At 51.7% G+C, this 21047-nt stretch carries 18 protein-coding genes; 12 read left to right on the top strand and 6 right to left on the bottom strand.

Annotation, left to right across the window (positions count from 1 at the left end; translation table 11 throughout):
- Positions 1 to 175 precede the first annotated feature (175 nt).
- The 4 genes from B3A20_RS04920 to B3A20_RS04905 all read right to left on the bottom strand — a co-directional run bounded on the left by B3A20_RS04920 (position 176) and on the right by B3A20_RS04905 (position 4562).
- A complete protein-coding gene (locus B3A20_RS04920) occupies positions 176 to 781 on the bottom strand; it encodes a LemA family protein (protein ID WP_290762519.1) in 606 nt (201 codons plus the stop codon).
- 139 nt (positions 782 to 920) lie between these two features.
- Positions 921 to 2072: an iron-containing alcohol dehydrogenase family protein gene (locus B3A20_RS04915; protein WP_290762518.1), complete on the bottom strand. Its 1152-nt coding sequence runs from the start codon at positions 2070 to 2072 to the stop codon at positions 921 to 923.
- A 9-nt stretch (positions 2073 to 2081) separates the two neighbouring features.
- Positions 2082 to 3158 carry a tetratricopeptide repeat protein gene (locus tag B3A20_RS04910; protein ID WP_290762517.1) on the bottom strand — a complete coding sequence of 359 codons (1077 nt, stop codon included), beginning with the start codon at positions 3156 to 3158 and terminating at the stop codon, positions 2082 to 2084.
- A gap of 6 nt (positions 3159 to 3164) precedes the next feature.
- Positions 3165 to 4562, bottom strand: a complete 1398-nt coding sequence (locus B3A20_RS04905; RefSeq protein ID WP_290762516.1) for a histidine-type phosphatase — start codon at positions 4560 to 4562, stop codon at positions 3165 to 3167.
- Between the two features lie 167 nt (positions 4563 to 4729).
- On the opposite strand from B3A20_RS04905, the gene secA reads away from it, so the two are divergent.
- From secA to B3A20_RS04880, 5 genes are all read left to right on the top strand, one after another.
- Positions 4730 to 7708: a preprotein translocase subunit SecA gene (secA, locus tag B3A20_RS04900; protein WP_290762515.1), complete on the top strand. Its 2979-nt coding sequence runs from the start codon at positions 4730 to 4732 to the stop codon at positions 7706 to 7708.
- Positions 7709 to 8091: 383 nt separating this feature from the next.
- The gene (tmk, locus tag B3A20_RS04895) at positions 8092 to 8724 is read left to right on the top strand and encodes a dTMP kinase (protein WP_085491853.1); all 633 of its coding nucleotides are present in this window, start codon (positions 8092 to 8094) and stop codon (positions 8722 to 8724) included.
- Positions 8721 to 9821, top strand: a complete 1101-nt coding sequence (locus tag B3A20_RS04890) for a metallophosphoesterase (RefSeq protein WP_290762513.1) — start codon at positions 8721 to 8723, stop codon at positions 9819 to 9821. Before tmk ends, B3A20_RS04890 begins: the two co-directional genes overlap by 4 nt.
- A 43-nt stretch (positions 9822 to 9864) precedes the next feature.
- Positions 9865 to 10185, top strand: a complete 321-nt coding sequence (locus B3A20_RS04885; protein WP_290762512.1) for a nucleotidyltransferase domain-containing protein — start codon at positions 9865 to 9867, stop codon at positions 10183 to 10185.
- Between the two features lie 18 nt (positions 10186 to 10203).
- A complete protein-coding gene (locus tag B3A20_RS04880) occupies positions 10204 to 12045 on the top strand; it encodes an ABC transporter substrate-binding protein (RefSeq protein WP_290762510.1) in 1842 nt (613 codons plus the stop codon).
- Between the two features lie 151 nt (positions 12046 to 12196).
- Here the strand turns inward: B3A20_RS04880 and B3A20_RS04875 are convergent, their stop codons facing one another.
- On the bottom strand, positions 12197 to 12406 hold the full coding sequence (locus B3A20_RS04875) for a hypothetical protein (protein WP_290762509.1): 210 nt from the start codon (positions 12404 to 12406) through the stop codon (positions 12197 to 12199).
- A 216-nt stretch (positions 12407 to 12622) separates the two neighbouring features.
- Here B3A20_RS04875 and B3A20_RS04870 point away from each other — a divergent pair, with 216 nt between their 5' ends.
- Together B3A20_RS04870 and B3A20_RS04865 are read left to right on the top strand one after the other, a co-directional pair.
- Positions 12623 to 13558 carry a tetratricopeptide repeat protein gene (locus B3A20_RS04870; RefSeq protein ID WP_290762507.1) on the top strand — a complete coding sequence of 312 codons (936 nt, stop codon included), beginning with the start codon at positions 12623 to 12625 and terminating at the stop codon, positions 13556 to 13558.
- Between the two features lie 130 nt (positions 13559 to 13688).
- Entirely contained in the window at positions 13689 to 14468 is a 780-nt protein-coding gene (locus B3A20_RS04865; protein WP_290762505.1) for an NYN domain-containing protein, read from the top strand.
- A 14-nt stretch (positions 14469 to 14482) separates the two neighbouring features.
- On the opposite strand, the gene B3A20_RS04860 is transcribed toward B3A20_RS04865, so the two are convergent.
- Positions 14483 to 15355 (bottom strand): hypothetical protein, encoded by an 873-nt coding sequence (locus B3A20_RS04860; RefSeq protein WP_290762503.1) that lies wholly within the window; start codon positions 15353 to 15355, stop codon positions 14483 to 14485.
- A gap of 78 nt (positions 15356 to 15433) precedes the next feature.
- Here B3A20_RS04860 and B3A20_RS04855 point away from each other — a divergent pair, with 78 nt between their 5' ends.
- From B3A20_RS04855 to B3A20_RS04835, 5 genes are all read left to right on the top strand, one after another.
- Positions 15434 to 16888, top strand: a complete 1455-nt coding sequence (locus tag B3A20_RS04855; protein WP_290762502.1) for an ABC transporter substrate-binding protein — start codon at positions 15434 to 15436, stop codon at positions 16886 to 16888.
- Between the two features lie 3 nt (positions 16889 to 16891).
- Positions 16892 to 17692, top strand: a complete 801-nt coding sequence (locus B3A20_RS04850; protein WP_290762501.1) for a cyclic nucleotide-binding domain-containing protein — start codon at positions 16892 to 16894, stop codon at positions 17690 to 17692.
- Positions 17693 to 17731: 39 nt separating this feature from the next.
- Entirely contained in the window at positions 17732 to 18757 is a 1026-nt protein-coding gene (gene purM, locus B3A20_RS04845) for a phosphoribosylformylglycinamidine cyclo-ligase (protein WP_088660298.1), read from the top strand.
- Positions 18758 to 18967: 210 nt separating this feature from the next.
- Positions 18968 to 20548: a glycosyl hydrolase family 5 gene (locus B3A20_RS04840; RefSeq protein ID WP_290762500.1), complete on the top strand. Its 1581-nt coding sequence runs from the start codon at positions 18968 to 18970 to the stop codon at positions 20546 to 20548.
- Positions 20549 to 20799: 251 nt separating this feature from the next.
- Positions 20800 to 21047, top strand: a 248-nt coding sequence (locus B3A20_RS04835; RefSeq protein ID WP_290762499.1) for a hypothetical protein, incomplete at its 3' end; no start/stop codon positions are given.

Genomic DNA, 21047 nt, shown 5'->3' with positions numbered 1-21047 from the left:
CCTTTTTAAATGCTTTTAGCAAGTCAAGATTTTACTGGATTCATCCGCCTTTGGCGTCAGAATGACCTATTGCTCTGGATTCTATCGGGCGTTGCCTTCCAGGATGACAGTCAGCGTCACTTCGGCAGTCTCAGTGACCTGACTGTTTACTGCCTACTAACCACCAATCACTATTCTACTTTATATCAAACTGCACTTTCGGTGCTGTACTTGCGCCGGCGTCAGCGGAGAAGAGGGCTTTCGGGGAGGCGCCTGCGAATCCGGCGACGATGTTGGTCGGGAACTGGCGAATAGTGGTGTTGAATGCCTGAACGGCTTCGTTGTAGCGTTTGCGTTCTACGGCGATGCGGTTTTCGGCGCCTTCGAGCTGTACGCGGAGTTCTTGGAAGCTCTTGTTGCTCTTGAGATCTGGGTAGTTTTCGGAGACGGCCATGAGGCGCTGGAGGGCTCCGCTGAGGGTGCCTTGCATTTCCTGGAAGCGCTTGAGGGCGGCTTCGTCGTTCATGAGGCTTTCGTCGAGTTTGACGGTTCCGCCCATGCGGCTGCGCATTTCCATGACTTCGGTGAGGGTGCTCTTTTCGAAGTTGGCTTCGCCTTGCACGGTGCTCACAAGATTCGGGATGAGGTCAAAGCGGCGCTGGTAGGTGTTTTCGACTTGTGCCCACTGTGTTTTTACGCCTTCTTCGAGGGCGATGATATTGTTGTAGGTGCCGATGCCCTTCCCGACGATGATGAGCAGGATGACGACGACAACGATGACGGCGATTAAAGCTTTTTTCATAAATTCTCCAGTTTTACTGCGTTAATATACAAATTTCGGGATGTGTAAGGAGGTTCCCGCTCGTCCCCGTCATCCCCGTCAAGCGAGGACAGGCGCGAGGACAGGTAGGCGGGAATGACAGTGCAAATTGGCGCCTCCCCTACTTCACCATTAGCGATTTTTCGTAGATGAATTCGACTTCTTCGGGGGTGATGCCGCCGGGGACGAGGTCTAGCTTGGAGCGGTTCACTTTCATGGCGGCGGCGAACTGGTCGCGCAAATCGCAGGTGACGGTGCATGTGCCGATGAGCTTGCGGAGCATTTCTGCGAACTTGTCGACATTTTCAATGCCTAAAAGCGAGAGGATTTTTTCGACATCGGCGGGGACTTTCTTTTGGCAGACTTCGACGTAGGCGGCGAGGAAGTAGCCGACGGCGGGGCCGTGCGGAACGCCTGCGTGGAGCGTGAGGTCGTAGCTCATGCCGTGCGGTACGGCGGTGCTTGTCATGGCGATGGACATGCCTGCAATTGTCGAGGTGAACATGAGTTTTTCGTATAAACTTGCATCAACTGGTGCGGCATCTTGTGTCGCTTTTTGCGCAGCGGAATTGTTCGCAGCGACCGAGGCAATAAGCGCTTCTTTGCATTCTCCCCAGAGCTTGAGGCCGTATTCGGGGCACATGCGGTTGAGCGTGTTCGAGTGAACGTTCAGGATGCTTTCGACCATGTGCGCGAGCGCATCGACGGCGGTGTTTACGATCAGTTGTTTTTTGGCGGAGGCGAGATATTTTCCGTCAACGAGCGCGAGCACGGGGAAAATGCGGTGCGGGATGCTCTTCTTTAAATTGATTTTATGATTTGTGATGATGGCGACCGGCGTTGCTTCGGAGCCTGTTCCGCAAGTGGTCGGGACGGCGACAACGGGTGCATGGTCGAGCGGATGGCTCGGCGTTTTGTGCAAATCGTCTGCGTTTAGGCCCGGGTTCACAATTAACAATGCCACGGCTTTTGCGGCATCGATGGCGGAACCTCCCCCAATGCCGATGATAAAATCAGCGTTGAAGTTGCGGGCAGCGAGTGCGCCCTTCCCCACTGTATCGGTGGACGGGTTTTCTTCGACTTCGTCAAAAATCTGGTAGGCGACTCCCCCACTGTTCAAAACTTCGGTCACGTCGTTTAGGGAGCCGTTTGCTTTGGCGGAGCTGTGTCCGGTCACGATGAGCGCGCGTTTTCCGACGGCGAGTAAATCTTTCGCGTGGTTCTTCACGCAGTCCTTTTCAACGTAAATATCTGTAGGTACATAAAATCGCATGGAGTCTCCTTACAGCATCAGCCATTCTTTGTTGAACCACTGGTAAAGTCGCGCCTGTTCGCTCCGGTTCTTGATGAGCCACTGTGCAAATGTCGGGCGGTCAATCGGTTCGCAAATCGAATAAATAAAGGCTTCCACGAGTCCTTCGCGGATAAGTCCTTGATAAAATCTCTGGATCGGGTCGTTGATTTCGTCGGTGAAGGCGATGAGCTTGATTGTCTTTTCGAGAATGTGAATCAAGAATTCCATTTGCTGTGAAGAAGTGGAATCTTGATCGTAGAGCTTGCGGCTGCTGAGCGTGTCTGTGACGAGCATGGTCTGGATGGCAAGCAAGAATTCGTTGTTGACGGTGGAATCGCTGTTGGCCTGCTTGATTTTGGGCGTGTTCATCTCGACTTTTTTGTCTTTCACGAGAACGAATGATTTTGTGCGTCCGTAAAGTCTCGAAAGGTTGTCGCGGATGATTTCGGCTTTTTTGCTGATGAACGTGGTGTACATGGTGTACGCGTAGAATTGTGGCCACTTGCCCATTTGACTTGCCAGGAATCCCATGTAATAGTGGCTGCCTTCGTGAACGCGCGAATTGTTGATGCTCCGCTTGATCCAGGCGTAGGCGCTGTCTGCGTTGTTTTGGCGCATGTATGTGATGCTTGCGTTATACGGGATGTTGAATGAATTCGGAATTTTGGCGAAAGCTTCGCGGTAGATGGCGAGCGCGGAATCCGGCATGCCCTTGTCGTCGTAAACGGTGCCGAGCAGGCTGTAGAGATTTTCTTCGATGCCCTCGGTTTTGAGCTTTGTAGCGGCTTTGGCGTAATGGAGCGACTTGTCTAAATCGCGCTTGGCGTGGTAGGTAAAAGCCATCTCGTATTTGACGAGCGCGTTTTTCGGATCCTTCTTTTCGGCTTCCTTGTACTTTGCGATGGCTTCGTCATATTGGCCTTGTTCGTGGAATTGCACGCCTTGGTCAACGAGCTTTTTGACGGCTTCGGCTTTTGAGGTCTTGGTCGCTGCTTTAGAAGTTGCGTTTGGCGCAGCAAAAAGCGTGGCGGCGAGAGCGAAAATGAGGGCAATGGATTTTTTCATGATAAATTAGTTCTTGAGAAGGGCGCTATAGAAGTTACGGACATCATCCCAGCGGTAATATGGGGCGGCGGGGCATTGTGTTTTGTCCGCGGCCTTGCATTCGATGGGCAGAGTCTGTTCAATTTCATTGTACAAAATTTTGACGAGGATGGGCTTGTTTTTTGATTTGTAGAATACCATTTGCAGGTTTGCTGCCATCGGGATGATTCTAAAGTCGTTCCACTGTTCGTGCAATTTGGAGAGGTCCGAAACTTTTGCGTTCGCGACGGGCAGCTGCATGAGGGCGGATAGCGGGAGGAGTGTGGCGTCGTGGCCAAAGCGGAGCGTGGCGGCAATTGGCGCTTGGGTGGCGCGGGCGTTTATCGTGGTATCCACGGCAATCGCTTCGTCGGCTTCTTCCAAAATGTTCTGGAGCGTGGGCTTTGCAAAGTTGAGGCCATCGGGGCGGTTGATGAGCGGGCTTGTACCTTCGAGGCTATACCACCAGGCGTTTTGCGCTTTCCAGCGTGCAATTTTTTCTTCAGTTGTGAACAAGTTTACAAAAGTATCGGCGGGCACTTTGGCGGCTTGGGCGATTTCGTCGAGGAGCGGTTTATCCATCCCCTGGAGCGATGTCGCAATTTCAAAGAAGTGATTGTAGAAGCCGTTGGTGTCCACGTTATTTGCAACGTATTTGTAGTCATTGAACAGCTTTTCTAGAAACGATTGCGGATTCACGTTTTTCCAGAGCTTATCGCTTTCGTCCGTGTAGGCCTTGACTTTGGAATAGTCGAGTTTGCCCCAGTCAAAGGCGCTGATGAACTTCATGTAGCTTTTGCCGGAGATGAGTTCGGAATGGATTTTCGGATTCAGCGAACGGAGTTCCCCGATGAAGGCGGCCATGCTCACGATGCAGCGGCCGCTTGTGCTCGCATATGACCTGACATACGGCGTGACTTTTTTTCCGCCGACGTTCCAGTCCTTAAAAACTTCCCCAAAATTCTTGGACATGCGGTTTGCAATCCCTTCGTGCTGCTTGACGCCCACTTGCGTGAGGTCTCCTTTGCGGGGGGCTGCCTTGTCTACGAGGACTTTTGTGTAGGCGAGTGTCTGTTTGCCGAGCTCGGTGAGTTTTTGGGCGGAATCTGCCTTGGCGAGCGTTTCAAAAAGGTAGGTGTACTCTTCGGCGCTGTGGTGGTAGCGGCTGCCGTGACGCCCGTAATGGCTGATATAGAACGGCTTATAGCCGGCAGGTGCCTTGGTATATTTAATATTTACGGGTTCCGGGTACACTAAATAGCCACTAGAAGTATATTCGGGGTGCTTTGCAAGTTCCTCATCGCTAACTTGCGCGTTCACGGGTGCAGTGAGGAAAAATCCTGCAGCGAGTACAAAAATCCCTTTTGCAAAATCCAATTTTTTCATGTCTCCAATATAATATATTGGTGTTGCGGTGTGAGTAAACTAAATCGTTAAAGCATGTAATCCCCGTAAAAACGCACTTTAAAGGGGCTTTTCAACTTGAAACGAAAATATATTTGGCACATCTTTTGCTACTTTTAACCACGTTTAATTTTTAATCAAGGACAACCATGAGCATTGTAGATACAGTACTCCATAAGATTTTTGGTACACCTCATGAACGTAAGGTGAAACAGCTCCGCCCGGTGATTGCAAAGATTCACGAAGCCTGCAAGGCTCTCGCAACGCTTGATGACGCGGAACTTGCTGCAAAGAGCGCCGAATTCCGTGAAAAGCTGAATAATGGAGCCACCCTCGACGATATCAAGGTTGATGCCTTTGCCGTTTGCCGCGAAGCTTGCGACCGCCGTCTCGGTATCTTCAACATCTTCAAGCCGGAATTTGGCTTTGACTTTAGCCGCCTCGGCCCGGAACTCCAGGAAGCCGTGAACAAGGCGAAGGCAGAACTCGAAAGCGGAAAGAATGAATGGGAAGTCTACCTCCCGGCAGCTCTCTACGCCAAGGTTCGTGAACTCTATCCGGAATCCGTGAAGCCGTTCCGCATGTTGCCTTTCGATGTGCAGATGATCGGTGGTCTCGTGCTCCACGAAGGTGCTATTGCTGAAATGGCTACCGGTGAAGGTAAGACGCTTGCCGCTGCTCTCCCGGTTTACTTGAACGGTCTTTCTGGTCATGGCGTCCATGTGGTGACGGTGAACGATTACCTCGCTGGCCGTGACGCCAAGCAGATGGGCTTGGTCTATAAGTTCCTCGGTCTTACGGTCGGTCTCATTGTGAACGGCCTTAATCCGGAACAGCGCCGCGAAAGCTACAACTCCGACGTGACTTACGGTACCAACAACGAATTCGGTTTTGACTACCTCCGCGACAACATGGCGGTGGAACCGAACCAGCTCGTGCAGCGCGAACTCAACTTCTGTATTGTTGACGAAGTCGACTCCATCTTGATCGACGAAGCCCGTACACCGCTCATCATCAGTGGTCCGGCCGAAGACGCTACCGAAAAGTACGCCAAGGCAAACGAAATCGCGAAGCAGCTCGTCAAGAACAAGGACTTCTCTGTCGATGAAAAGGACAAGAACATCCAGTTTACCGAAAAGGGCGTGCTCCACATCCAGGACTTGATGCACATTACGAACCTCTATGGCGAACATGCTGACTGGGTTCACTTCCTCGATAACGCACTCCGCGCCTGGTACCTCTTTGAAAAGGATGTCGACTACATCGTTCGTGACGGCGAAATCATCATCGTCGACGAAAACACGGGCCGCTTGATGGAAGGCCGCCGCTATTCCAATGGTATCCATCAGGCTATCGAAGCGAAGGAAAACGTGCAGATCCGTCGCGAAAACCAGACGCTTGCAACGATTACCTTCCAGAACTACTTCCGTATGTACAAGAAGCTCTCCGGTATGACCGGTACGGCTGAAACCGAAGCAACGGAATTCATCAAGATTTACAACATGAACACGTGGGTCATTCCGACGAACAAGCCGTGCATCCGAAAGGACTTGCAGGACCTCGTTTATAAGTCCGAAGATGCCAAGTGGCGCGCCATTGTTGCTGAAATCAAGGAACGCCATGCGAAGGGCCAGCCGATCCTCGTGGGTACGGCATCCATCGAAAAGTCCGAAATTCTCCACGGCATGCTCGAGAAGGAAGGCATCCCGCACGAAGTCTTGAACGCCAAGAACCATGGCCGCGAAGCTGAAATCATCCAGTACGCAGGCCACAAGGACAAGGTGACGATTGCAACGAACATGGCTGGTCGTGGTACTGACATTGCTCTTGGACCGGGAGTGACTGAGCTCGGCGGTTTGCATGTGCTCGGTACGGAACGCCATGAATCTCGCCGTATCGACAACCAGTTGCGCGGTCGTTCCGGCCGTCAGGGTGACCCGGGTTCTAGCCAGTACTTCCTCTCCCTCGATGATAACCTGATGCGTATCTTCGGTGGTGACAACGTCAAGAACCTCATGAACCGTTTTGGCGTGGGCGAAGACGAAGTGATTACCCACCCGATCGTTTCCCGTTCCATCCGTGGTGCACAGCGCCGCGTCGAAAGCCAGAGCTTCGATATCCGTAAGCACTTGCTCGACTACGATAACGTGATGAATGAACAGCGCAAGGTGATTTACGGGCTCCGCCGTCGTATCTTGAACGGTGAAGATATCCGTGACGAAATCATGAACCGCATCGAAGACGCTTGCGATATCAAGGTTTCCAACTACATCCCGGCAAAGAGCTATGCGGAACAGTGGAACCTCGAAGGTTTGCACGAAGACTTGCAGCGCACGCTCGGCATGGAATACAGCCTCACGCTTGATGAAGCTGTTTCGAAGACGCCGGAACAGGTGCTCGAAGAAATCATCAACCTCTGCAAGGTGCGTTACGACAAGCTCACGAAGATTATTCCGGATGCCGACTTCCGCAATATCGAACGCCGCTTCCTCCTCATGACGATTGACCAGGTGTGGAAGGAACACTTGTATGCTATGGACCAGCTGAAGGATGCTATCCGCTTCCACGGATACGCTCAGAAGGATCCGCTGATGGTCTACAAGAATGACGGCTTCAAGATGTTCGAAAGCTGCATGGAAAAGATTGCAACGCTTACGGCTCTCCGCATTTTGAACATTCGCATCACGCTCCCGAACGGTGTGACGGTCTCTCCGGACCAGCTCCAGCTCAAGAGCCAGGAACAGATTGATGCCGAACGCAAGGCCGCAGAACAGACGAGAGACGAAAGACGAGAGACGAGAGAAGGTGTAGACCAGTCTGTGGAATCCGCTGATGCACAGCCGTCCCAAGGAACTTCAGAACAGTTGAGTGCCGAAGGCGCAAAGGCCGCAGGTCTTGCCGGTCAGGCAGCTTCGTCCGAGACGAACGCCCTTTCCGAAGATCAGCAGGCTCAGCCGATGCCGCAGAGCGCACTCCCGGGCACTCGCCCGAACCGCGTGAATCCGGCTCTCGCTGCCGCTGTGAAGCGTGCCCAGCAGCAGGCTGGCGCAAAGCTCGGTCGCAATGACCTCTGCTGGTGCGGTTCTGGTCTCAAGTACAAGAAGTGCCACGGCAAGGACGTTGAATAAGAGTTACTAGTTATTAGTTAGTAGTTACTAGATAATTCTGAAATGTCATTGCGAGGGCAAATGCCCGAAGCAACTTAGTGATTGAAAAATCCTCGGCTTCCCCGCCGAGGATTTTTTTACATCCATAAAAAAAGCGAGATATTCAGTTTGTTTTGAATAAATAAAAATTCGTCGAGAGAATAAAGCGTCGGCCAAGGTATATTCTTCGCAGTAGCGTGCAAAACGAGTGTTGCGACGGGCTGCTTGCAGACCGGCATAACCGAGTGAAGCCGCTGACGCCGTAGGCGTCAACTCCGAGCTGGGGCCCCGCCCGCATGATGTACTTTTATGAAATAAGAAAAAGCCATTGGCGCTCACCCAAAAATTTTTGCATATTTGTTCTTATGAAAACTGCGAAGAAATTTTTCAGCCTCGAAGGCATTGACGGTTCCGGAAAGTCTACACAAATCGACATGCTCGTCCGCGTGCTAGAATCCGAAGGCCACAAGGTTGTGAGGCTGCGTGAACCCGGCGGCGCCAAAATTTCCGAACGCATTCGCGAACTCTTGCTCGACCCCGCTTTCAAGGGCATCATGGCAGATGATACCGAACTTTTGCTGTACAATGCTGCCCGCGCCCAGGTGATTCACGAAATCATCCAACCTGCACTCGATGCCGGCAACATCGTCATCGCCGATCGTTTTGCGTGGAGCACGTTTGCCTACCAAGGTTATGCCCGCGGGCTCGGTGCTGATAAAGTCCAGCGTCTCACGGAACTCACTTGTGGCGGTTGCTTCCCAGAACTCACAGTAGTTCTCGACTTGACCGTCGAATCAAGCCGCAAGCGCATGGCTATTCGCGGTGGCGCCCCTGACCGCCTCGAAAGCGAAAAGGCTGAATTCTTCGAGCGTGTTCGCGAAGGCTATCTCGCCGCAGGTCGCGATTATAGCGATTGCGTGAGTGTCGTCAATGCAGACCGCACTCCCGATGAAGTCCACCAAGATGTCCTTTCACTTATTAAAGCGAAACTGAAATGATCTTTTTTTGCATACTCATCTTTGGCGTACTCTTCCTGTTCTTTAATGTCAGGATGGTGGCGCCTGGAATCAAGGGAAGCGTCATTGCCGGAATTTCGGTAATCCTCCTCCCCATCTGCTTCTTGTTTAGAACAAGTTATTTTGCATCGCTTGGCATGTCCTTCTTTGCCGTCTGGCTTGCCGAAGCGCTCTTCCTTTATATCCTCTGGTGGATTGTCCGCGGCATCCGCCGCGCTATTGTCAAGAAACCGCTTGACCGCCGCATTGAAATTTTAGTGGCGAGACTTTTGCTTTTCGTTACTGTACTTTTGACGCTCATCTTCCGCATTGCAGGCGCAAGCGCAAATGACAATTTCCACATTCGCGAGTTCAAGATTGCCGTCCCGACCGAAAAGGGATTTACGGCAGTCTTCTTTAGCGACCTCCATATCGACCCGCTTTTCAAGCGCGAAAAGATGGAACGCATCGTTCATGTGAGCGATAGCCTCCACCCGGACCTGGTGCTGTTTGGCGGTGACTTTTCGGATGTCGTGGATTCGACACTCTCTGCTTGGGAATACGACTTCCTAGTGCAAAAGCTTGCTGCAACCGCGAAGATGGCAGCCATTGCCATCGACGGGAATCACGAAGGGTTCCTTGAACGCGAAGGCAGTGACTTTAAAAAGTGGATGCAGAATAACGGTTTCGTCGTGCTGGAAGACTCTACCGTCTGCACGCCTTTTGCCTGCATTACCGGCCGCGTAGATCACAGCGTTGCCAAGATGCGTGATGTCGAACGTAAGCCGCTTTTCGACTTGCGCCCGATGGCAGAAGAATCTAAACTCCCCTGGCTTCTCCTCGATCACCAGCCGCATGGCATCGAAGAAGACCACCCTGGCCGCCGTCCTGACTTTGCCATGTCCGGTCACACGCACAATGGCCAGTTTTTCCCGGGAACGCTCATTATCGACTGGGTGTGGCGCCTTGCCTACGGTCTTGGCGAACTTGATCAGGTCAAATGGCTCGTTTCTAGCGGTGTCGATTCCTGGGGCCCTCCGGTCCGAATCGGCAGCGATACCGAACTTCTGTTCCTCCGTTTTGTACCCGACCGGCTGTAATGACAGTCAGTGTCAAAATACATTAACTATATTTTAGTGAACTATGACTCTTTGCTTAGAAACGGATCAGTTGGAAACCGTACAGAGAATTCTTGGCCTCCATTTTGAAGGCTTTCAGGTTTGGGCATACGGTACGCGTGTCACGGGTGTCGATTTGACTCCGGATACGGATTTGGAATTGGTTGTCATCTCGGATTCTCCTATATCTCTTGATGACATGACTTCGGTGGAAAAGGCTTTTGTCGAAAGCGGCCTTCCGTTCCGTGTTGATATTGTCGACTGGTCCAAGCTCCCCGAATCTCTTCAAAAGCAAATCAAGAAAGAACATTTTGTCATTCAGGAGGCTGCCGACAGCTTCCAGTAAGACCGGCGAGGTTTGAATATGAATCGCTTGTTTCCCCTATTTTTAGCAGCAGTCCTCTCTACCTCTGTTTTTGCACAGGACGATGTCGAACGAGTGAAGTCTGTGGTCAAGAGCGGTCGCTGCTCGGATGCGATTGCTCCGCTTCAGAAAATCTATAGTTCCTCGTTCCGCAAGCTCGAAGGTGAAAAGGCTTCCGTGATGCTTGCAGAATGCTACCTCCGCACAGGCAAGAAGGACGATGCTTACGATGTGGCATCCCGTTTCCTGGAATACCATGTGAAATCTGCTTACCGCGAACGCATGGAACTTGCCCGCGCTGTTGTCGATGTCGAAAAGGGCTCCGTGTTTGACGGTGTCGAGGCGATGCTCCGTGTGCTTTCTTACTCGACCAACCCGGCTGCAAGGTCTCGTGCTAAAGATGTCGCCATTCAGACTTTGGCCGCATCCCTCCTCACCGCAGACCAGCTTCAGGCTTTGCTTGAAAAGTATCCCGTTGATCGCGAAGTGATGGGCTGGATGCAGTTGCAGCTTGGCCGTGAATGCCAGAACGCCAAGCGCTACCGCGCCGCAAGGTACTGGTACAAGAAGGTCCTCAAGACGACTTCTTCCGAGAATTTGCAGAAGACCGCCAAGAAAGGTATCAGCGCTCTTGAAGGTCTCGGCGCCGGTCTTCCGACCGTGCTCGTGCTCGCTCCGCTTTCTGGTGACTTCGCTGAATTTGGTACCGCCGCTGTGCAGGGTTCTCTCCTCGCTTACGAACAGGCAAACCTCAAGGGCAAGGTGAACATCATCTTCCAGGACACGCACGCCGATGCCGCTATCGCTCTTATGCGTACGCAACGCGCGGTGAACCAGGATAGCATTATCGCTATTATTGGTCCTATCATGAGTGCTCCGGCAACGTCTGTTGCTGCATGGCTTGGTGCAAACTTCCAGCATGTGCCGATGCTTACTCCGACTGCAACAGACGCAGGCATCGCAAAGCTTGGACCGAACATCTTCCAGGTGAACCTCACCATGGACATCCTCGCGCAGACGATTGCGGACTTCGCTATCAAGTGCCTTGACATTCGCGAATTTGGTGTGATGAGCCCGCTTGGCGATTTCGGTACGGCCATGTCCGAAAGCTTTACCCGTGCTGTTGAACGTCGTGGTGGTGATGTTGTCGGCTTCCGCAATTACGAAGAAGGCCGCCCGGACTACAAGACGGAATTCAACCTCATGCGCGATGTTCGCTTCAATCAGGAAAACCGCCGTCGCAATATTGCCAAGGGCTTGAACGATTTGAACACGGTAAACCCGCGCGACCGCAAGCTTTACCTCGCCGACTCCACTGTTGAATTCCCGGGCCTCTTTATCCCGGCGACAAATCCGGCAGATGCAGGTGCCATGGTGAGCCAGGCTGCTTTTAACAAAGTATCTGGCACCTATCTTGGAACATCTGGCTGGTACGGTCGTGAACTCTTGATCCAGGGCAAGCGCCTTGTCGAAGGTTCTTACTTCAGCGTTCCTGGTATCGACATGAACAAGAGCAATTCGACCTATACGAACTTTGTGAAGGACTTTACCGCTCGCTGGGGCGTTGAACCGGGTGAAGACAAGGTAAGCGGTCTCAGCTACGATGCCGCAAACATTATCTTTACAGCGCTTGCCGCAGTGACTGGCCAGGACGACGACATGACGCATTATATCAATGCGACCAAGGACTTCAAGGGCATTTACGGTGATATCAAGTTCCGTCGCGGTGCAAACGCCAACACGAAGATTATTACGGTGAACAAGGGCAAGTTCGAAGTCGTGACGACCTGCGAACGTCAGGACAAGGCAAAAGAATCCGCCAAGTCCAAGAAAAAGAAGTAACTAAGCATGTCACCCCGGACTCCGTTCCGGGGCCGCCATACACACTCGCCATTACATTTTGATGGCATTTAAAAAAGGGAACCCTGCGGCTTTAGCCACAGGGTCCTTTTTCTAGGAGGAAAACCGGTTAAGTCCGGAATAGAGAGAGAAGCTAGCTGTTTGCCGCGATGCATGCCGCCACGAAGTCCGCCGATTCGCCTTGCTGGTAGTAAGCATAAAGGTTCGAATCGTCCATGATGTCTTCGAGATTGATGCCGCTTGTGGAGGTCAGCTCATCCTTGATCCGCTCCTTGAAGGATTGGAACCCTGTGTGAAGCAGGTAGTAGAGAGCCGCGGTTTGTGTTTTGTGGAACATCTTCATGGTGGCCTCCATCGAGAAAGGGTATCGTGGTCTGTTTTTGTAAATTGCCTTCTGACAACCACTTAACTTGATTTTTCTTAACAGAGTGTTAATAAATTGTTTATTTCTTATTAACATCTATTGTATTTATACATTTTTTTACTTTGAGAGGCAAGCTTTTGCATATTCCAAAGTGGAAGATGGCTTGTAAACGTGAAAGTTTCTAAATTGCTTACAATGTTAAAGAGATTCATCGCATCGCTATTCATGGTCGTTGGCATTTCCGTTGCCGACGAACTTTCTTTTGCACTTTCTCCGGCGCAAAACGAACTTGCCGAGAAGATTACGCAAAAGACGATGGAACTCAACTACGTCGAAGCGTTCAACCTGGCCCGCAAGCTCCGCCTCGAAAACGATGGCGTAGGTTGCGTGTTCCAGAACATCATCCGCGTGAGCATGTACGACGATAAGGGCGATACCACATCGCTCAAGGTTGCCGCCAAGAATCTCGAAACCTGCAAGACCGAAGGCCTGTGGGATGCGCTCCGCAATTTTGAGATAGGCTATGTGCTTACCGAGACGGGCCATTCCGTCAAGGGCGCCATGCAGACGCGTTCGGCAGCAAGCCAGTTCGAGGATGCAAAGGATTACGAATCGAAGGCGTTCTATGCGATTTATGCGTATTACGTCGATAACAGCTTTGGCTGGCTCCCGTTCAAGTCGGACAATCGCGAAGCGTACCTCAAGATTCTCGATTCGGGTTCCCTGCGTTCGGCACGATTCTGGCCGCTGTTCTTGACACCGCTCATCTGGATGCACTACGACCGCAAGGATTACAAGACGGGGCTTTCGCTTGCTGAACGCGGACTCCGGAAGGCCCCGAACCATCCGGTGATGCTCCAGATCAAGGCCGACATGCTTTACAGGCTCGAACGCTACGATGAGGCCGCGACCATTTACGAAAAGAGTGCTGCCGACTACCTCGAACGCACGGGCAAGTCCATTCGCTACTGGTGCTCCGTCTTGAACCTCATTCGCATCTACCACGATGCCGGCGACGATACCAAGGCTTCCGAACAGCGCAAGAAGCTCGATGATCCCGAGTTCAAGAAACTCGAAAAATGGATGCCCGGTTCGTTGATGGATGACCTCAAGGACCGCAAATTGATCTAGTTTTTTGCAACTGCCAATAGCTGATAACCACCAAACATACTGTTAAAAAATATTATCAAAAAAAATTGGGACAAAATCGACAAAAAAGCGTGTTAATAAGTAAAAGCCATTAACATATCAGGAGGTTTTTATGTCGAGCAAGTTGTCCCTGTTGCGGGTCGGTTTCTTTTTGGACGGCTACACGCTAAAGAAGGTCAACGAGTATTATCTTAGGTATCACCGCTATCATGCGCGCCTGGATTTTAGGGAACTCAAGGGCTGGGTGCGGGATTACGCCATGCGTCTCTTGGGGCGTGAGGGCTGCCCGGTCGAAATTGAAGCGCACTACTATCATCCGTATGTAAGGCATCTCGATAGGGGAGACGGAACGATAAACGATGGTCAGGAGCGCCTTGAAAAACAGCTTGCTCTGGCAGGATTCGAGGTGCATTACAATGTGCCGTCGGATATCAATCGTATGGGTCCGAATATGCAGCTTGTCGAGGACGCCCACCTTTATGCGCATTACCATAAAATCGATGTCATTGTGCTATTGAGTACGCAGGGACAGTATTCGACATTGCCGGAGCGCCTCAAGCGCGAAGGTGTTCCCATGCTTTTGCTGGGCTGGAATTTTGAGTATCAGAAGGGCGACATCCCGATTTATTGGCGGACAGATACCTGTCTGCGTGAACAGAGCGGCTACTATGTGGCGATGGAAGAGGTTGCCGAAAAATATCCGCCATCCCGCTCAGCCGAAAGGAATTTGTTCATGCTGCCTTACAATCCACAGCCGGAAAATTCAAACATTTGGCAGGCGTATCTCAAGAAAATCATGGCGTCACTAGACGAGCCTTCTGGCTATAGGGAAAAGTGCGGCTTTGGTAAAAACGGTTACAAAAAAAGCCCCGCGTTGGCGAGGCTTGGTTAGCATTTCGATTTTGCTTAAATCTTGTCCTGCTGCTTCTTGGCCCACGGGCTCAAGAAGGTCCAGCCGATGCGGAGGCCCACAAACCAGGTATCGCCGCTGTTGTCGGTGTTGAAGACCGTGGTGTCGAGGTTTGCCCCTTCGACGTTGAGTTCGTTGTAGCGTATAGCGCGGTAGCCGCCGTAGAGGCCGATAGAGAACTGCTCGAACTGGAGGCGTGCTTCGAGTTCGGCATTGAACGTGGCTGCCATGGTGCTATAGTAGCGGTCGCGCATGATGGATTCTTCCTTGCTGGAATAGTTTGTGACAACGTAGTTAGACGTGAAGTGGATGTTCATCATGTTGAAGCCGATACCCACAGCCGGAATCAAGTTGAAGAACGCGTCTTCGCCAAGAGTCTTCCAGCCGAACATCCAGTCGACACCGTAGTTGAACCAGCGGGCGTCGTAAAGCGGGAACGCCGAGGTTTTGGTAAAGTCGGGGGTGCCCGTAGAGTCAAGGGCGTAAGCGGTCATGCTGGACTTTGGACGTTCCGAAATCTGCGTGATGGCGAAGTTGATGCTAAACCAGGTCAGAAACTGCTTGTACTGCGCGCCGATATTGAACTGGATACCGGGATAGTACCTGTTGAACTTGCTGTAGTTTGCCGCACCGTAGTAAACGGTTGTGTCCGGACCGCTTTTGTACTTAAGCGCACCGCTTGCGAAGGGAACCGTGTTGATGTAGTCGTAGAATCCGGGGAACATGCCGCGGAAATCTCCGCCAATGGAAACGAATCCACGGATGTGGTCTTTGTCGTAAAATCCTTCGTCGGCTGCAGATGAATTACTGGCAAATGCAAGAATGGTAAACACCGCGGCCATGCATAAAGAGGCTATTTTTGTCTTCATAAAGGCTCTCTCCTAATAGGAATCTCAAAAAGAGACATTAAATCAAACAATAAAATACATTATCTTCTGGTTTTGTGCATGAAAATTTACGATAGAATGTTGAAAATCAAGAAATTAAGGGCTTTTTGCCATTCGTTCCGAGGGGTGAGGTTTAGTTTTTCAGGGAATGCGTCACGCATTTTGCGCGGTGTTCCGCTGTTTTTGGGATTTTGGGGCGCCTTGGTCGTGCTTCCTTCATTGGCGGGCTGCCGTGACGAGTCGAGTGGCACGCAAGGGAATTTGCAATCCAAAGCGCCGGTGGTCAAGTGCAGTGAATCGGTGCAGTTCGAGACGATGGAGAGCGGTTATTTCTCGATTGGTAAACTGTGCGGGGTGGATGTCGCTGTTGTGCGTTCCGTGGTCGGCAAGGATACGCTCGTCCACAAGTACGTGATGATGGATTCTGCTGCGGCTGCTCTCGGGACGGATTTGCAACGTCGGGGGTTCCCAGAGGAGTGGCTTTCGGCGGTTGTGCTGCGTGTGCCGCTCAAGCGCGTGGCTGCGCTCTCGACATCGCAGGTGGGGTATATGCTTCGGCTCGGGCTCCGCGATAACATTGTTGGCGTTTCGGACGGGCAGTACATCGTGGATAGCATTCTGTATGAGCGTGCAAAGAATAAATCTGTAGCGAGTATCGGTTACGATGCGGGCGCCTTGGAAAAGCTGATGGCGCTTAATTTGGACTTGGTGTTTGACTTTACGACAGGCGGTGATTACGATAACTACGAACAAATTGCACGCACGAGCTTGCCGTTGATGCTCACTTCCGAATGGCAGGAAAATACCCCGCTTGCAAAACTGGAATGGATTAAGTTGTACGGAATTCTATTCAGCGTCCGTCCGCTTGCCGATTCAATTTATGAACAAGAGAAACAAAAGTACGAAACCTTAAGGAACTTGATTGCAAATTCTGCATCTCGCAATGGGGGCGTTGCGGGGGTGTCCCCCGCTAGAGGGGGTAGCGAGCTACAGGGTGCGAGCGAGGGGGAGGCTTCCCCCACAAATGACTCACTTTCTACTTCCTACTTCCTACCGCCTACTAAACAATGCCCTCGCGTCCTTGCCGGAATGTCCTACGGTGGCGTGTGGCATGCGTCCGGCGGCAACAGCTTTACCGCAAATCTCGTCCGCGATGCGGGGGGCTGTTACATTTGGGCTTCCGATACTTCACGTGAACTCACGTTCTCTTTTGAAGAAGTCTATGCGCTTGCCGATAGCGTGGACATGTGGGTGAATCCGTCTGCGTTTGGTACTGTCGATGAAATTCTCTCGCTGGAGCCCCGCGTAAAAAATATCAAGGCGTTCAGGGAAAAGAATGTGTTCCAGAATGACGGGCGCAAGGGGCCTGGCGGTGGCAACGATTTTTACGAAGGGGCGATTACGCGTCCGGCGGAACTCCTGTGGAATCTTACGAAATGCATAAAAGGGTCCGTTCCGAGTGTAAATTCTGTGGATACCACTTACAAATGGTACAGAAATATCTATAATTTTTAGCGTATGATGTCACACACAGGTATTGGAGACTGGATCGCTGCTCAGTATGATCTCGGGACCCCGTTCTTGCAACTGGTTCCGAGGGATTATGCGGATTATCTGCTATTGAATTCCCAGATTCGTGAATACGACGCTGGTGAAATCATCCTCCAGGGCGGAGTCGATGGCGATTCCTTCTGCGTCCTGCAGAGTGGGCGCGCCACGGTTTGCGGTCAGATTTTGCCGGACGGTCATTACAGTTCGCTTGCCGTTTTGGAAAGTGGCTCCTGTTTTGGCGAGATGTCCATCCTGTGTAACGAACCGACTAGCAACACGGTTGTCGCTGCCGAAGACGGCTGCACGGTGCTTCACATCCCGAAGGCGGAGTTCGTGAAGTTCCTTGACAAGAATCCAAGCGTCGTGGTCTACCTCTATAAGGTGATGGCAAACCGCCTCCGTGCAAAGAACGAGGCGATTGACGAGTTCGAACGCTTGTCGCTTTTGGCTTCGGCGAAGGTTCTTCCGTTTATTGATTTTGCGCAGACTATGGAAAAAAGCCGCATTACCGGGACGGTCATTTTCGAATGCTCCGGTGAATCGGGCTTTATCGCTTTCCAGGACGGCCGAATCTGCTGTGCCAAGTGCGGCAGGCTTGCAGGTCCGGATGCACTCGAAAAATTGCTTTCGTGGGGCGACGATACCTTGTTCAAGCTGGATACGCATGTGATGCCCGATGTTGTAAACATCAACCAGATGTCGGATACCACAAGCCTCATCCTTGATGCGCTCAGAAATATTGATGAAAAACAAAGTGCCCGTAAATAGGGCCAAATCGCTGCCCGCTCGTAGGGCAAAGGAAAAAAGATGAATTACGCAGACGCAGGAGTTTCCTTGGCACGTGCCGACGAGGCAATGGTCGGTGTCAAGAAGTCCGTACGTACCACATTCAACCAGGGCGTTCTCGGCGACGTGGGCAACTTCGGTGGCCTCTTTACGCTGAACCACCTCGGCATGAAGGACCCTGTCCTCGTGAGCTCCGTCGACGGCGTGGGCACCAAGCTCAAGGTCGATATCGAAATGGGCACGCACGAACTGCCGGGCCAGGACATTGTGAACCACTGCTGTGACGATATCCTCGTCCAGGGCGCTCGTCCGCTGTTCTTCCTTGACTACGTGGCTACGGGCCGCTTGGAACCGGGTGTCATGGACAAGCTCGTTGCCGGTATGGCCAAGGCTTGCCGCGAAAACGACCTCGTTTTGATCGGTGGCGAAACTGCTGAAATGCCGGGCTTCTATGGTCCGGGTGACTACGATATCTCCGGTACGATCGTGGGTGTCGTGGAACGCGAAAATATCATTGACGGTAAGAAGATCAAGCCGGGTACGATCATCCTCGGTCTCCCGTCCACGGGTCTCCATACAAACGGCTATTCTCTTGCTCGTAAGGTTCTCTTTGACGTGGCTGGCTACAAGGTCGACACGGTCGTGGACGGCATGGACAAGTCCATCGGCGAAGCTCTCGCTACTCCGCACCGCAGCTACTACCCGAGCCTCATCGACCTCTGCAACAAGAAGAAGATCCAGGGCCTTGCTCACATCACGGGTTCGGGCTACCAGGGCAACATCCCGCGTATCCTCCCGGACAACGTCGACGTGATTATCGACCGCACCACGTGGGATCCTCCGATGATCTTCAAGCTCATCCAGCAGGCTGGCTCTGTCGAAAAGGACGAAATGTACTCCACGTTCAACATGGGCATGGGCATGCTCATCTTCATCGACCCGGCTGACAAGGCTGAAGTCGTTGCTCACCTCGAAGCTAAGGGCGAAAAGTGGACGCAGATCGGTGAAGTTGTCGCCGGCACCAAGCAGGTGAAGTTCAGGGACTAGTCATTAGTAGTTGGTCATTGGTTTAAGTAATCGCGCCTTTGGCGCCTAACTAAGGCTGATGACTATTGACTAATAGCTAATAACCAAAAGGCTTGCACGCAAGTGCGGCCTTTTTTTGTCCCAACTCACATATCTGCTTTCAAAAAACTTTTTTTTGTGCCTTTTTTCACAATAAAATCTAATTTTAGAAGAGGTGTAAAAAGGAAAATTATGAAAAAACGTTTATTGAGTTCTTTGCTTGCGGTGGGCGCCTGTGCGATGTATAGCGCCTGCTCTGATTCCACTACAATTCCAAATGGACCAGCGTCTTCGAACGTTTGCTCTTATATGACACTTACTCATTCGGGTTGGCTTGTCGAAGTTGGCAATTCCTACTGGATTATCGGTGATGACAACAAAGTGACTGATGTTGTGGACAATCCTGTTGGCGTATTTGATGGTAGCAATATTTTGGATGCCACGGGCACTCCTGTTTTGTCTGGAATTAATTTAGCTGTGCTGCAGCGTTGCGAGGCGAATTTTGTCCCGGGTGGTGAAGGAAGCTCTAGCTCTGAAACCCTAAATCCAGGTTCTAGCTCGTCCGTTACGCCGGGTTTAGGTGGTGGTTCTGACCCGCAGTCCAGTTCGGCAGGCGGTGTTCCGCCGGTTTTGGGCTCTAGCTCCAGCATCAATCCGTTACAGTCTAGTTCGTCTGTAAATCCGACATCTAGCGCTGATCCTACATCTAGCGCAACTCCGGGTTCTTCTGCTGCGGAAAGCTCTAGCAGTGCTAACCCCCAGTTGGATGCAAGCGGTTTCCCGACTCTCGAATCTTACGGTCCGCCTCCTGCTGAATACACCAAGGACATCTTGAGCAATGGCAACAAGGGCTGGAACAGCCGCTATTGGGATGCCTGTAAGCCGCACTGCTCCTGGATTAGCAATGGTCAGGAAGGCAAGACCGATACGACCACTCAGGAATCTTACGTGAAGGGCATGACGACTGCTCGTAACTGCAATATCCACGACGTCGAAGTTCCGACATTTACGCTTGGCCACGCCGTGCAGCAGTATTGGTTTGGCTTCGAGGGTACGAACAATGCCTGTGGCAATGCCAAGGAAAAGGGCGTGTTCACTTGTACGGACATGGCGCCTATCGCCGTGAACGAAAACCTCTCTTACGCTTATGTGGCAGGTCCTGGTTCCCAGACGACTTGCGGTAAGTGCTTCCACTTGCAGTATGACGGTTCTTTCAAGGATGCTAGCGGAAACAACGCTCCGAAGGAAACTCACAAGGCTCTTAAGGGCAAGCACATTGTCGTGATGACGTCTAACATCGGTCATGACGTGGAAGTAGGCCAGTTTGACCTCATGGTGCCGGGTGGTGGCGTTGGCGCCTTTGACGCTCTCTCTACGCAGGTGAATGGTGCAAATATCAACTGGGGTGCAGGCTTTGGCGGCTTCCTCACGGAATGCCAGAGCAAGCATGGCTATGACAACAAGCTTGAAGTTTATCAGCAATGCGTGAAGGACATGTGCGATGCTGCATTCGGTAACGCAGGGCTTCCGAACTTGCTCCGTGGCTGCCACTGGTTTGCAGACTGGTACATGGCTGCTGACAATCCGACCTATCATTGGGAAGAAGTGGAATGCCCGCAGTACCTCATCGACCATTATCTGACGCGTATCAACAAGACTAAGGATAACCGTTACAAGTGGCACGATGACTGGTCCACCTTCAAGGAAGGCGATGTTCTTGAAGAACAGGAATGCCTCACGGACGAATATCCGAACGGTTGCAAGCCGAACTAAACGTTCGCCAAAACGCGCGCAAGACGCCTAATCGCAATTGAAAAACGTCCCGGAAGCTCCGCTCCCGGGCGTTTTTTTTTGCGTTAGCCGAGCCATTCTCTGCTTTTGTCATGCCCGCCTACCTGTCCTCGCGCCTGTCCTCGCTTGACGGGGACGAGCGGGCATCTCCTTTTCCTCGCAAAAGATTTCTGTTTACAGAATGTGAATAATCTGTAGCGCGGACGGCATACATCCCGTTTTTAGCGAAAAAAGTGAAAAAAAGTGAAATTTTTTCAGAATTACCCCTTGCAAATGTTCCTGAAAATTCTATAATTGGCGCCGTTCCTGAGAGACGAGGCCGAAACCGAGTCACGAAGGAAAAAGCGAAAGCCCGCGAGACTTTCGGGAAGATTGAAGGAATCGGAGATGTGCTTAGTGACGGCCCAAGAAAATTTCTTGGAAGTCTATTTACGGAAAACAGGACAGACAATTTAGAAATCAATGAAGAGTTTGATCCTGG

It is taken from the genome of Fibrobacter sp. UBA4297 (assembly GCF_002394865.1).
Lineage (GTDB): Bacteria > Fibrobacterota > Fibrobacteria > Fibrobacterales > Fibrobacteraceae > Fibrobacter.
This window is presented reverse-complemented; position numbering and strand designations above follow the sequence as displayed.

What these genes read in the sequence shown, in the direction of transcription:
- B3A20_RS04920 (WP_290762519.1), bottom strand. Translation starts at nt 781, where the DNA reads ATGAAAAAAGCTTTAATCGCCGTCATCGTTGTCGTCGTCATCCTGCTC.
- B3A20_RS04915 (WP_290762518.1), bottom strand. Translation starts at nt 2,072, where the DNA reads ATGCGATTTTATGTACCTACAGATATTTACGTTGAAAAGGACTGCGTG.
- B3A20_RS04910 (WP_290762517.1), bottom strand. Translation starts at nt 3,158, where the DNA reads ATGAAAAAATCCATTGCCCTCATTTTCGCTCTCGCCGCCACGCTTTTT.
- B3A20_RS04905 (WP_290762516.1), bottom strand. Translation starts at nt 4,562, where the DNA reads ATGAAAAAATTGGATTTTGCAAAAGGGATTTTTGTACTCGCTGCAGGA.
- secA (WP_290762515.1), top strand. Translation starts at nt 4,730, where the DNA reads ATGAGCATTGTAGATACAGTACTCCATAAGATTTTTGGTACACCTCAT.
- tmk (WP_085491853.1), top strand. Translation starts at nt 8,092, where the DNA reads ATGAAAACTGCGAAGAAATTTTTCAGCCTCGAAGGCATTGACGGTTCC.
- B3A20_RS04890 (WP_290762513.1), top strand. Translation starts at nt 8,721, where the DNA reads ATGATCTTTTTTTGCATACTCATCTTTGGCGTACTCTTCCTGTTCTTT.
- B3A20_RS04885 (WP_290762512.1), top strand. Translation starts at nt 9,865, where the DNA reads ATGACTCTTTGCTTAGAAACGGATCAGTTGGAAACCGTACAGAGAATT.
- B3A20_RS04880 (WP_290762510.1), top strand. Translation starts at nt 10,204, where the DNA reads ATGAATCGCTTGTTTCCCCTATTTTTAGCAGCAGTCCTCTCTACCTCT.
- B3A20_RS04875 (WP_290762509.1), bottom strand. Translation starts at nt 12,406, where the DNA reads ATGAAGATGTTCCACAAAACACAAACCGCGGCTCTCTACTACCTGCTT.
- B3A20_RS04870 (WP_290762507.1), top strand. Translation starts at nt 12,623, where the DNA reads ATGTTAAAGAGATTCATCGCATCGCTATTCATGGTCGTTGGCATTTCC.
- B3A20_RS04865 (WP_290762505.1), top strand. Translation starts at nt 13,689, where the DNA reads ATGTCGAGCAAGTTGTCCCTGTTGCGGGTCGGTTTCTTTTTGGACGGC.
- B3A20_RS04860 (WP_290762503.1), bottom strand. Translation starts at nt 15,355, where the DNA reads ATGAAGACAAAAATAGCCTCTTTATGCATGGCCGCGGTGTTTACCATT.
- B3A20_RS04855 (WP_290762502.1), top strand. Translation starts at nt 15,434, where the DNA reads ATGAAAATTTACGATAGAATGTTGAAAATCAAGAAATTAAGGGCTTTT.
- B3A20_RS04850 (WP_290762501.1), top strand. Translation starts at nt 16,892, where the DNA reads ATGATGTCACACACAGGTATTGGAGACTGGATCGCTGCTCAGTATGAT.
- purM (WP_088660298.1), top strand. Translation starts at nt 17,732, where the DNA reads ATGAATTACGCAGACGCAGGAGTTTCCTTGGCACGTGCCGACGAGGCA.
- B3A20_RS04840 (WP_290762500.1), top strand. Translation starts at nt 18,968, where the DNA reads ATGAAAAAACGTTTATTGAGTTCTTTGCTTGCGGTGGGCGCCTGTGCG.